The sequence below is a fragment of the Prosthecobacter sp. genome (assembly GCF_044373815.1).
In the GTDB taxonomy this organism is placed as follows: domain Bacteria; phylum Verrucomicrobiota; class Verrucomicrobiia; order Verrucomicrobiales; family Verrucomicrobiaceae; genus Prosthecobacter.
This window is the reverse complement of sequence record NZ_JBIPNG010000175.1, coordinates 1-12,212: the sequence shown is the minus strand read 5'-3', so window position 1 is coordinate 12,212 and position 12,212 is coordinate 1. Positions and strand designations below refer to the sequence as shown.

Sequence of the window (12,212 nt, the reverse complement as noted above, 5' to 3'; positions counted from 1 at the left end):
CGCGCCACTGTCAGCAGGCAGGCTGCGCACATCGATCTCCACTCCCAGCAAATCGCGGATCGTGTTGGCATACTCGCGTCGGTTTAGCCGCCGCATCGTGATCACACCCTGCGAATCATTCAGAGTGCGCCGCGCCGCCACCATCACCTGCGAGAGGTCTTCCAGCAGATCAGCCTTCGCGTCCTTGGCCGGCTGTTTCTCATCTTCCGGCGGCATCTCGCCCGCATTGATCGCATTGAGCACCTTCTGCCACTTCTCGGCCACCTCGATGGTCGTGATCGCGAACGGCAGCTCATCCACGCGAAACTTCCCCTTCTGCTTCTCAGCGCCGTGGCACGAAACGCAGTGCTCTTTGAAAAGCGGACGGTGCTTTTCCGGCATCACCGCACGATCCACCGCACCCACCTTGGCCGTGGCGATGGAAAGGACAGCAATAAAGAAAACGAAGCGGAGCAGGCGCATGGATGTTCATACGCCATGGCATGGCAAACTTTAGCGCCAGAAGGTTGGACGGAGAGTGCCGTCTCTTGTAGATATTTAACAAGAGACCTCGCATGAAGACCCGGAACACCACCCGACCTTTCCCCTTTCGCCAGCATGAGACACTCGCCAGTGAACCGTCGCTGGCAGTCCCCATGTCAATGAGCCGAGGCCTCCGCTTCGAGATCATCGGCCTGCACTACGCCGACGTAGGCCCCGAGTGGAGTTCCCAAGGTCGCGCAGAGTGCGATGCTCTGCATCATATCAACCTCGTCTGTAGCGGCACCGCCAGTGTCACCCTCGACGGCAAAGAACTCAAGCTCCGCCCTGGCCAAGCCTATTGGTTTCCTGGCAACACGCCCATGATTCGCCAGTGCAGCCGCCGCTACGAGGTCCTCTACCTCATGTTCCGCTGCGAATGGCATCCCGGCATTGACTTGCTGCTGGACTGGCCCAAACGACGCCCAGTTTGTCTTGGGGCCTGGAATCAAAAAGAGTGGCAGACTGCATGGCGGGCCGGAAAGCCACCCACCGCGAACACCTGTCTCCGGCTTCAGTCTCAACTCGGCCTGTGGATCTCCCAGGCCGTCCCCGATTTGGACAAAATCATCAGCCGTCACCTTCAGATACACGCTCGCTTCAGTGATGCCCTCAGTCACATTGGGCAGCATCTCGGAGCCCGTCTGCTCATCGCCGATGTCGCAAAGGCCCACGGCACCACCCTCCACGCCTTCTCGCTCGCCTTTGCCCGCTCCATGGGCCTCAGCCCTAAAGCCTACGTGAACAGGTGCCTCAATGAAGCCATCATCCGGCAACTCATCAACAAAGGAACACCCCTGAAACAAATCGCCGCTGAACTCGGCTTCACGGACGAGCAATACTTTAGCCGTTTCTTCACCAAAATGAACGGTGTCCCGCCCGCCCGCTACCGCCAGCGACTGCTCTCGGGTTATTGACGCAAACCATGAAGTGAACAGCGGATTCGCCAGCTTGGGGCGGCAGCGAGTTAGCTTCATGCTCCGCAGTAAAACCTTGTGGAATGGTTCTACTCAATGTCCCGGCTTCCATTCCTGGATCGCCGCACCGAGCTTCTTGAGTAGGCGCGTATAGGGCAATAGCTCTGTGGTTCGCCATCTGTCAGGTAAATGAAGCCGCCTTTGATCCTGCCCATGCATTCCCGGCTGATGCCACGCTCACGAGCTAGGGTGGACGTTGCTCAAACCCATCGCTTCCTGGAGTTCCTGAAGCCGACGCGGCAGCCTCTCGCGGATGCGTTCGGCGTAGTCATGGGCGTCGTGGTTGTCCGGCGCGGTGGGCATGGTGGTTCATCCAACGAACTGACTGCGCTTTTTCTGTGATGCGTGAGCCTACGCCACGATCTCCTTTAGCACTCCCGTGCTGTCGCCGTGGCGCTCGGCATTGACTCCGATGCCGTGGAGCATGGTGAGCCAGACGTTGCAGAGCGGGGTGTCTTTCGGCGCGACGATGTTCTGGCCGAGTTTGAGGCCAGCGCCGCGACCGGTGATGATCGTCGGGCAGTTCGAGAGTTCGTGGCCGGTGCGAATGTTGCTGCCGTAGGCGAGGGCGATGTTGTCGAAGAGGGTGCTGCCGTTGGGTTCCTTGGTGGCTTTGAGTTTGTCGAGGAATCCGGCGAGCAGTTCGCTCTGGGCGATGTCGCGGCGCTGGGATGCGTCGAGCTTCTCGCCGAGCACGCCGTGGTAGTGGCTCATGTCGTGCGGATGCACTTTGATGTCCATGGCGGTGAGCAGTGTGGCCACGGGCTGGCGGAAGGTCATGACGCGCGTGCTGTCGGTCTGCATGGCGGCAATCATGATGTCGTAGATGAGCTTGATCTCCTCACGTCCGTCCACGTCGGGCTTCGGTTCGGAAATGGGGGCCTTAGGCTGCGGCACACCCATCCATTGTTCATCTTTCGCGAGGCGCACTTCGATATCGCGGATGCTTTGGAAGTATTCGTCGAGTTTCGAGTTGTCCTGTTTGGCGAGACCGCGCTGGAGCGATTTCGCGTTGTCGATCACCGCGTCCAACACGCTGCGCTTCTGCGCGAGTATGGCTTTCTGCTGCTCGATGGGCGTGGTGTCTTTGGCAAAGAGTCGATGAAACGCTGCTACGGGACCGTTTTGGCCGCCGATGGGTTTGCCACTCACGTCCCAGGCCATCGAGAGGCCGGGCCCATGTCCGCTCATGTCGCCGCTTTCGCTGCTATTGAACTGAAGGGAGGCAAAACGCGTCTGCTGGCCGATTTGCGCCGCAGCGACCTGATCCGCGCTGATGCTGTTGTGAAAGCTCTGGCCGGGCTGCGCATAGCGGTTCGCACCGGTGAGCCACATGGTGCTGCCCCAGTGGCCCTCGTTGCTGTATTTGTTCCAGAGCCCTTGCACCACGGAGAAGTCCGCCTTGTGCCGTGCTAGCGGTTTGAGGCCCAGAGGCAGCTCGTAGTCGGCACCGGGCTTTTTGATGTCGGGATACCAAGTCGGCTCCGTGATGCCCCAGCCGAAGCCGAGGAAGATGAGGCGCTTCGGTGGCGTCGCCGCAGGCGCTGCGGAGGCAAAGCGCCGGAAGCCGAGTGATTCGAGCACCGGCAGCGCGATGACTGCGGTGGAGGATTGAAGGAAATGACGGCGGGGATTCATAGGAGCTGGGCGAGTGGTGTTCTTGGTATGAAAATTGAGGCGGGCAGGGGCGGGTTCACTTCGGACGTTGGTCCATCTCGCAGTCCGCGTCCATCGGCACGGCGGGGCCGCTTTGATCCACGGGATGCGTGAAGAGGTAACGGAAGACCTCATCGTAAACCCACTGGCCCATCGCGTCCTTGCCGCCAGGCACGACGATGGTGTGCGCACGTCCGCTGTTGTTCTTCACGTCAATGTTCGTGATGAGGCGGCGCGTGTTCCCATAGGGAGGCTTGGCCGCGTCGATGTTCACGATGGGGCCGTGGTTGTGCATCTTGAGCAATTGCCAGGAGCGGCAGTAATGATCCGCGACCCAGCCACCATCGAGCACATGGGAGAAGCCGAAGAAGCGGTTCGATGGCGTGGCGGAGGCTCCGCCCTGCCAGGTCTCGGTGTTGTCGCGCGGGCCGGAGAACATCACCACGCGGTCCACCTTCTGATGCATGGCAAAACGGGCCGCCGTGGTGCTGCCATGCGAGATGCCGCTCATGATGACCTTTTCCCAACGAAGGTTCTTGCCGTCGTCGGTGATGAACTGCTCCCACTTGCCTTCGGGATTCTCTTTCACTAGCCACTTCACGAACTGCAGCGAGCGCTCCATCATGCCGTCGGGCTTCGGGATGTTCACCAGCGGGCTGAAATCCTCTCCCGTGGCCGCTTCGAGGCGGACTTTGCCGATCGCCGTGCCGCTGCCGTCCTCGTATTGAGTCTTGGTGAGTCCTGCGAACCAACCGTTCGAGTAATGAGGCTGGATGCCGTGATAGCCGTAGCTGGAGATGCGCTCAAACAAACCCTGATTGTGCCCCATGAGCCAGATCACGAGCTTCCCGTGCGAAGGCACGCGCGTGTCCACTGCGGCGTGTTGGAGGTCAGCGGGTTTACCTTTGTCATCGGTAAAAGTGAACTTGATCTCCGGGTGCTCCTTGGCCCGCGGATCGATCTCGCTGGCGCGCTTGGAGAGGTCATATCGCTGGCCATCGGCGGCGAGCAGTTGGCTGCCCAGCATGAGGAAGGTGATGAGGAGGTGTTTCATGGAGTGGAATGCGATTACTTGGTGTGAAATTCCTTACTGGCGACGAGCGCATGGATGAACCCACGCACGCCGAGCTTTTCCTTTTTCGAGGCGGCCAGCATCTCGGTGATGAGCGGCTCGTCGCGGAAGCCGACAGGTCTGCCAAGCGCGTATTCGATCAGTGTTTGGCTGAAGCCGCGTGCGAAGGCGTCCGACTTCGAGGCGATGATGTCGCGCAACTCGAAGTAGTTTTTGAATGCGGGACCTTTGTGCAGTGCGGCGCTGGCTTCGATGGCCCAGGTCTTCTTCGCGTTCGGTACCGGCTTCCCTTTTTCGTCCATGACCTGATAGCTGTCCTCGGTACGCCATTGGCCGACGGCGTCGAAGTTTTCCAATCCAAAACCGACAGGGTCGATCTTGCGGTGGCAGCTCGCGCATTGCGCCTCCTCCTGATGAGCGCTCAGGCGCTCGCGGGTGGTGAGCACCTTGCCGGCGAGGCGGGCGATCTGCGGGACGTTCGCGGGCGCGGGCGGCGGCGGATCGTTCATGAGCTTGCGCAGCACCCAGGCGCCCCGTTCGACGGGGCTGGTGCGCTCGCCATTGCCGCCCATGAAATGAACCGCCGCCATGCCGAGCAATCCACCGCGCGGCGAGTCCGCTGGCAGGCTGACTTTTTGAAACGCATCTCCCTTCACCCCTTCGATGCCGTAGAAGTCTGCCAGCAAGTGATTCACGACCACATAGTCGGCCTTCAGCAGGTCGCTGAGCGGCGCGTTGTGCTTCAGCAGATGGGCAAAGGTCTCGAAGACCTCGGTTCGCGCGTTCAGCTTCGTGCTATCGTCGAAGCGCGGATACATGGAGCGGTTCACCTGGAAGAAATCGATGCGGTCCATGCCCAGCCACTGGTGCACAAAACCATGCACAAAATCCTGCGAGCGCTCGTCTTCGAGCAGCCTCTTGGTTTGCGCTGTCAGGACGTCGGCCTTGAGCAATTCGCCGCTCTTGCCGAGCGCGAGCAGCGTCGCATCCGGCGGCCCGCTCCACAGGAAATAGGAGAGCCGGTTCGCCATCTCGATGCCGGTGAGAGCATGGCGTTTCCCCTCCTGTCCAGGCTCGGCGAGATAGAGAAACATCGGCGAGGCGAGCACGACGGAGAGTGTTTCCTTCAGCGCCGCGCTATGCTTCGCTCCGTCTTTGCGTTTCGTGTCGTAGATGGCGGTGAGCTTGTCCACGAAGCTCGCGGGCGGCTCCATGCCACGGAAGGCGGCGGCGCTGAAACGCTCGATGGCCGGACGCACCTCCGCAGTCATCACGGTGCCTGTGTCGCCCAGCGGAATGCCGAGCGCGGCCAGAGCTGGGGAAGTCGTGGCGGGATCGCTCACGCGCTCGATTTCCATGTAATCAATCCACAACACAGCCTCGGGGCCGATGCCGTTGCGCTTCACCGCCTCGCTGCGTTTGCGTCCGCCTTCCTCGTTATTGTCCCACGCGCCCTTTTCGCGGATGAAGAGCGTGCGGTCGCCACCGTCGGTGATCGCGCTCGTGAGCGTGAAGGGCATCTCGACGATCTGTGGCTTCTCCATCGTCCCGGTGATTTCAAATGTCGCGCGCACCATTCCGTTGCGCGGATGCATACCCATTTCGAGAAACTTCTGCTCCGGCCGCGCGTCCTTTGCGGCGGCAATGTGGACGCGGAAGATGTAGTTTCCACTCGTCCACTCGCCCGGCACCGGAAGCTGCAAAAAGCCCAGAGCCATCACCGCAGGATGCATCGTCGGCGTGCCGAGATAGGCACCGCGATCCAGCGCAGGTCGGCCAAGGTAGTATTCGTGATACTTCTGCCAGTTCTCGCCGAGGGCGGAGTTGGCCTTGTCGGCGTTGTTCTCCGTTGTTTTGAAACCAAAGCTCTCGGGTGAGGGCGCGCCTTTGAATCTGGCCCACTCGCGTCGGAAGTTGTTCGGGTGCTTGACTGTTTTTCGGAGTTCCGTGGCAGCCTGGATATTCTCCGGCTTTGCTGCGGCTTCATCCACGGCCTTCACCCAGGCATTGGCACGCGCACGGGCGTCGATCTGCTCCTTCACATACTTGCTGACCTTCTCATTCGCCGACTCACACTCATAGCGAACCTTACTCACACCTTTCGCCGTCGTGCTGCCGACCTGGCGATTGTCCCCGATACCAAACTTCACCGTCTCAGGCACTTGCGGCTTCTTGTTCGCCGTTTTGCGCTCGATCTCGATCCAGTCCACCCAGATAGCCATCTCCGGGCCGATGCCATTCTTCGCTTTGCCAGCGTTGAAAATCTCCCGCGTGCGCAGGTAGTGGTCATTCGTGCCTTTCTCGCGGATGAAGATCGTACGGTCATTGCGCTCGGCATGCTCCTTTGTGAGGGTGAAGGGGATTTCGATCACTTCCGGTTGCTCGATGGTGCCGTTTACCGCGTGCGTGCTCAGTGGCGGTCCGTTGCGCGGATTGGTGCCGAACTCGATGTAGCGCCTCTCCGGCGCCGATTGTGGGATGTGACCCAGGCGCAAGCGCACGGTGTAATCGCCAATCGGCCAGTTATAGGGCACGAGGATCGGGAAATTGTCATTCCCGAGATCGCTGGCGCTGATGGTGAGATAAGCGCCGGTGTCGAGATGCGGCTGCTTCAGGTAACGCTCGTGATACGGACGCATGTAACCCACGCCCACTTTGGTGCCATAGCCTAGCGCGCGGTTCGCCTTGTCCGCGTTGTTCTCCACCGTTTTGAAGCCGAAGTCCTCCGGCGCGGGCGCGCCTTTGATCTTCGCCCAGTCACGCCGGAAAAAGTCATCATTCTTCGCGTCCTTGCGTATCGCAGCCACCACGGCGGCATTCTCAGGCTTCGCAGCGGCTTCCTCCACCGCCTTCGCCCACTTCGTGCCGCGCTCCAGGGCGTCGAGCTGCTCCTGGTAGTTCTTGCGGATGCGCACGTTGTTTTCCTCAGCCTCGACGTGCAGGCTGCGCTCCTCATCCGCCGCCGCGAAGCGCGTGAACGTCTCGTCGAGGGCCTGAAGGCCGAGCGACTGATACTGCTCGAACTGGTTGGCCGACATGAAGAGGTTCGACCCAAACGTGTCAAAGCCGCCTGTGCCTGTGTCGCCCGGAAGCTCGGCCACATTGATGTCCACACCGAGCAGTTCGCGCAGCGTGTTCTTGTATTCGCGCCGGTTTAGCCGCCGCATGGTGATGACACCGTTTTGATCCCCCAGGTTGCGCCGCGCGGCGACCATCACGTTGGAGAGATCGTCCAGAAAGTCTGTCTTCGCCACATTCGGCACCTGCTTCTCGTCCTCCGGCGGCATCTCGCCCGAGTTCATTTGGTTGAGCACCTTCTGCCAGCGCTCCGCCGTCTCGATGTTCGTGATGGTGAAAGGCAAATCATCCACACGGACCTTGCCCTTCTGCTTCTCAGCGCCGTGGCAGGAGATGCAATGCTCTTTGAACAATGCGCGGTGCTTCTCCTGCATGACGGCACGCGTAGCTTCCTCGGCGGTGGCAATGGTGAGCGGCGAAAGTAGAACTGCGGCGGTTAGTAGAAGGTGACGGAGCATTGGGGGCATGGCGGAAGAGTTCACGTGACGGACGCTCGGAAAACTTACTTAAAGACAACGGTCTTCGGCATGGCTAGTTTCATTCGGTCCACACTCTCCCAACTGATATTGGTTTCCCGAATCGAGAGGTTCCCGAGGTGGCCGAATTTGATCAGGTCGTCGAAGGTCGCGTCCGTGACCTTCTTCATGCCGCGCAGACGAAGCTGCTTCAAATGGGTCATCTTTTGGAGCGTGCCGCTGCGGATGCCTTGGTCGGTGACTCCAGTGCAGTATTCCAGCCACAGATTCTCAAGGCTGGTCAGCGGCAGGAGATGCTCGAGCGTCTGGTCGCGGATATTGTTAAATCCCAAGTCCAACGTGGTGAGATTGAGTCTGGCCAGATGCGTGAGGCCGGGGCCGTTGATTTCGTTGCGCTGAAAAGAGAGCTCCGTGAGTTTCGGGGAGCCGTGCAGGTGTTGCAGATGCTCATCGGTCAGGCCGCAGTCGAGAAACTCGATGCTTTGGACCGTTTCGAGATTCGACAAAGCTTTCAATGCTGCATCGGAAAGCCGGGCGTGGGTGAGAGTCAGTTTGCGCAAGGATTTCCACGCCGCCAGACGCTGCAACTCACCAGCCGTGATCTCGCGGTGGCCGAGCGTCAGCGAACTCAGCCGACGGCATGCCTGGAGGTGCTTCACGGCTTCATCATCAAGCACGTTAGGCAGGCTCAAGCTGCCGAGCTTCGGCAAAGACGCGAGCGAGGCGAGGTCGCCGGATGACAACTGCGAATCGAGCAAATCCAAGCCTTCCAAACTCGCAATCGAAGCGATCGTGCGCAGTCCTTTGCCCGTGACGCGTGATCGCCCCGCAACAGGCTTCATAAATGGGTAAGACCACTGCGGTGCGCCAAAGCCCGCTTTCTCATAGCGGATGATCGGCGTGATGGAGAGATAGCGAAGATTGGGCAGGTTGGTCAGTGCCTGCACGCCATCGTCGTCGATGGCCGTCTCATACACGCTCAGGAACGCCAGATCCGGCATCGTCGAAGTAAGCGCGAAGATCTCATTCGTGACCTTCGGCCCCCACAATCCGAGATGCGACAACTTCGGCGGGTTGCCAGACCAGCGAAAAAAAGTCAGCGAGTCGCGACGCCCTTCGACCTTGCCCGCTTCCAACATGCGAAGCATCTCCGCCGAGTTTTCTCCCTTCGCCTGCTCCGCATAGCGCGAGGCAACCGGTTTTGCGGCTGGTTCCGTTCCCGGTTTAGGCGATTCGGCGCCGAGCACTGCATGACTGGCGACAAGAGAGCTCAGGGACGCGGCAATGGTGAACCACCGAGGCACGATGGACACAGAAGTCAGAAGGATTTGGATCGGAGAAGGCACGAGAGTGCTCATGAATCAGGCTTAATGAGGAAGTTCGCGATTCACCTGACGGCGAAAGCCGTGCAGCCGCAGCGAGTGGTCCGGCATCACATCGAGCAAGGTATAGCCACTGTTCTCGATGCCGCTGCCTTCCACCATCGCGACGAGCGTGCAGTAGTGGATGCCAGCGATCTGCTGGTAATCGTTCTTGTGCGAGTGCCCTTGGAAGACCGCCAGCACCTTGCCGGACTTCTCCAGCGCGGCGCGCACGGCCACCGCATTCTTCACATTGTGTGACGGGCTGTCGTCCAGTCGCTGATGCGCGAAGATCACCACGGGGCCCTTGGCCGTTGCGAGCTGCGTTTGCAACCAGTCCAGTTCCGGCTTCGGGATGGCGGTGTCTTTCCAGTCGAAATTCTCCCGCCCATACGCCACGCCGTCCTCGCGATAACAGGCATCGAGCACGATGAACGTCACGCCCGCATTCTCGAAAGTATAGTGCGGTGTCTTCGACATGCCTGTGTGCGCGGCGAACTCCTCCTTCGTCAGCGTGGTCACGCAGTGGTTTCCCAGCACGTAATGCCTCGGCATCGAAAGCTGCGCATAGTGCTTCTCGATGGTGCCCAGCCACTCCAGCTCCTGCTCCACCGTCGTCGCCTTGTCGATGAGGTCGCCGAGTTCGATCACAAAGGCAGGCTTTTCCTGGTTAAAGGCAGTCACGGCTTCATCGAGCTTGCCCAACGCCTCGCGATAAAAACGCGTCTTCGTCGAAGCCTTGTCCGCGTAGTGCAGGTCGGTCATGAGACCGATACGGAAGAGAGGCTTCGTGGCAGCATCGGCAGCCAGAATGGAGGAAGACGTGAGACCGCCGAGGCAAAGGGCACCGCAGTGGAGGAAGGAGCGTCGCGAGATAGAGTTCATCATCGAATGTGGTTGGTGGAACGGTGGAGTCTCAGTTCTGTCGGGTTCATCATCATTTGGCGTTCGGCAGGGCTTTTGAAACCGACTGTGCACACGCCTCGCCGAGGATCTGGTAGGCGGGCGCGTTCCAGTGGAATTTGTCTTTGCCACCGCGGGCGAGTTCGAGTTTGTCCGCCAGCAGCGCGTAGAAGTCGCTCACCAGCACGTTCGTTTCGGCCATCACTTTGGCTGCCATGCGATTCTGTTCGAGGATGTTCGCGTTGATGACAGGATCGAGCTTCTTCACCTCACCTTCGAGCAACACGGGCGTGCTGCTGGCCCAGATGATCGTCGCCTTTGGCAGCTTCGCTTTAATGGCATCCACATAGCCACTAGTCAGCGGCTCAAAGGTGCCGGGCTTGATGCGCCCTTCCGGCCAGCCGTGCAGTCCCATGTTGAAATGCACCACGTCATACGGCCCTTTCGCCAGCACCTCGGGGAGCACGGTGTTATTGAGGTTCTCGCTTTGGCAATACGGATTCACCCAGGCATCGACGTAGGCTTTTCCATCCAGCGACTTGATCACTTGCGCCATGTAACCGCTGAGGATCGAATCGCCGATGAGCAGCACGCGCGGGCGCTTCGGGTCGGTGATGGTCGCCTGATTGAGCTTCCATCCCTTGCCGTCGGAATGCAGGCGTGGATCGGTTTCGACGGGCTTGTCGGCGGCGAAGGTTTGCAGCGCGATGAGTGAGAAAAGGCGGGCGAGGTGTTTCATGGGTGGAGGGAACTCACGGGGGGGCACGATTCTATCGCACTGCACCATCGCGCTGAAGCGCCTGCCAGTCGGCGGCGTAGGCGGCGTTGATGAGCCATGAGGCTGTCGCCTTGTCGCCGGGGAATGTGGCAAACGGCGCGATGGACAGATTCTGATGGCCGCCTTTGGCTACATCCCAGTTCTGGCCGAGATGGCCGCTCTCGGTGGCGAGCGTGTTGAGCTTCACCGGCCCCTTGCGCGCATCGGCATCCGCCGGCACGCGTGCGGCGAAGCTGTGGCGCAGAAACGAAAACACCAGCGGCCAGGTTTTCGCGCCGGGACCGTGACCGGTCTTCGGCTCGACCACGAGATTCCATGGTGCGTTGTGATGCTTTCGCATCATCGGCACGAGGGCGAGAGTTTCGGCCCGATGATCATTGGCGAAGTATTTGTCCTCCTCACCGAACATAACCAGCCCAGGCGCCTTCGCCGCGCCAGGTTGATAGATTTGAAAAGTGTAGCCCGCGCGCATGGCCACCCATCCCCAGACACGATCACTCTGCTCGGCGGCGAACAGCGCGGAGAAACCGACGGCGCTGGAGTGGCCGTAGAGGAACAACGGCGCATGTTCCAACTCCGGATGATTCGTCTTCACGCCAAACTCTTTGAGCTGCTGGTAAAGCAAGCTCTTCGGCCAAAAGCCGCGTTGCATCGGGTTGCCGATGAACTTGAAGATGGCTAGGTGGAGTTCGCCCGCGAGCTTCCGCAGTGCGGGATGTCGGTAAAGTGACTCGCCGCTGCCGTGGCCGGAGACGGCGACGACGCCTTTGATCACCTCCACGCCAGCGGGCAGCCAGAGTTGGAGTTTCACCTCCTCGCGTTTGCCTTCGCCCTTTTGCTTCACGGCCTCGCACCATTGAGCCTCGGAGATGTTCCAGACCCAACTCCGAGGAGCCGGCTTCCCCGCCGCCGACCTGGATGCATCCTGCAATTGCTCCCAGCCTGCACCGACCAACTCAGGATGATTTTTCACCCAATCTCGCACCCAGTTGACACTATGACATTCCGGAAGCTGGACCGTTTCGGTGAGTTCGATGTCGTCAGCGTGCAGCGCGGCCAGCGGCGCGAGCAGCAGGGCGGTGAAGGTGATGAGGGTGTATTTCATCGGGGTGCTTCCAGATGATGTGAGGTTGTTTGGCGGGTTTGTTTTACTCATTACCTCGGGCCTTGCTTTGGGCGGGGTTACGGGGTGCATTATTAGCCGGCAGGTGCCGGCGGAGTTCAGTCTTGATGGATTCAAACTCAGGGTTGCTCGCGAGGTTCGTCCACTCGTGAGGGTCGCTCTCGTGATTGTAGAGTTCCTCACTGCCCTCGGCATAGCGGATGTAGCGCCAGCGCTCGGTTCGCACGGTGTGGTTGCCCTCTCCCATGGTGGTCACGGCGGCGGACTTC

At 60.1% G+C, this 12,212-nt stretch carries 10 protein-coding genes; 1 reads left to right on the top strand and 9 read right to left on the bottom strand.

Annotated features, from left to right (window positions below):
- Nucleotides 1-462 (bottom strand): DUF1587 domain-containing protein (locus ACIREA_RS15300; RefSeq protein WP_397383154.1); only part of this gene is annotated, 462 nt, incomplete at its 3' end.
- Nucleotides 463-641: 179 nt separating this feature from the next.
- Between ACIREA_RS15300 and ACIREA_RS15295 the strand changes: the two genes are divergently transcribed.
- Complete coding sequence (locus tag ACIREA_RS15295) at nt 642-1,436, top strand: helix-turn-helix domain-containing protein (RefSeq protein ID WP_397383153.1); 795 nt, start codon at nt 642-644, stop codon at nt 1,434-1,436.
- A gap of 411 nt (nt 1,437-1,847) precedes the next feature.
- Here the strand turns inward: ACIREA_RS15295 and ACIREA_RS15290 are convergent, their stop codons facing one another.
- The 8 genes from ACIREA_RS15290 to ACIREA_RS15255 form a co-directional block, all read right to left on the bottom strand.
- Nucleotides 1,848-3,134, bottom strand: coding sequence for a DUF1552 domain-containing protein (locus ACIREA_RS15290; RefSeq protein ID WP_397383152.1), 1,287 nt, complete (start codon nt 3,132-3,134; stop codon nt 1,848-1,850).
- A gap of 55 nt (nt 3,135-3,189) precedes the next feature.
- Complete coding sequence (locus tag ACIREA_RS15285) at nt 3,190-4,206, bottom strand: BPSS1187 family protein (protein WP_397383151.1); 1,017 nt, start codon at nt 4,204-4,206, stop codon at nt 3,190-3,192.
- Nucleotides 4,207-4,220: 14 nt separating this feature from the next.
- Nucleotides 4,221-7,769: a DUF1592 domain-containing protein gene (locus tag ACIREA_RS15280; protein WP_397383150.1), complete on the bottom strand. Its 3,549-nt coding sequence runs from the start codon at nt 7,767-7,769 to the stop codon at nt 4,221-4,223.
- A gap of 35 nt (nt 7,770-7,804) precedes the next feature.
- Nucleotides 7,805-9,136 (bottom strand): leucine-rich repeat domain-containing protein, encoded by a 1,332-nt coding sequence (locus ACIREA_RS15275; protein ID WP_397383149.1) that lies wholly within the window; start codon nt 9,134-9,136, stop codon nt 7,805-7,807.
- A gap of 9 nt (nt 9,137-9,145) precedes the next feature.
- A complete protein-coding gene (locus ACIREA_RS15270; protein ID WP_397383148.1) occupies nt 9,146-10,027 on the bottom strand; it encodes a metallophosphoesterase in 882 nt (293 codons plus the stop codon).
- 49 nt (nt 10,028-10,076) lie between these two features.
- Nucleotides 10,077-10,781 (bottom strand): SGNH/GDSL hydrolase family protein, encoded by a 705-nt coding sequence (locus ACIREA_RS15265; protein WP_397383147.1) that lies wholly within the window; start codon nt 10,779-10,781, stop codon nt 10,077-10,079.
- Between the two features lie 31 nt (nt 10,782-10,812).
- Complete coding sequence (locus tag ACIREA_RS15260; RefSeq protein WP_397383146.1) at nt 10,813-11,925, bottom strand: hypothetical protein; 1,113 nt, start codon at nt 11,923-11,925, stop codon at nt 10,813-10,815.
- A 43-nt stretch (nt 11,926-11,968) separates the two neighbouring features.
- On the bottom strand, nt 11,969-12,212 hold a 244-nt coding region (locus ACIREA_RS15255; RefSeq protein WP_397383145.1), incomplete at its 5' end, for a sulfatase/phosphatase domain-containing protein.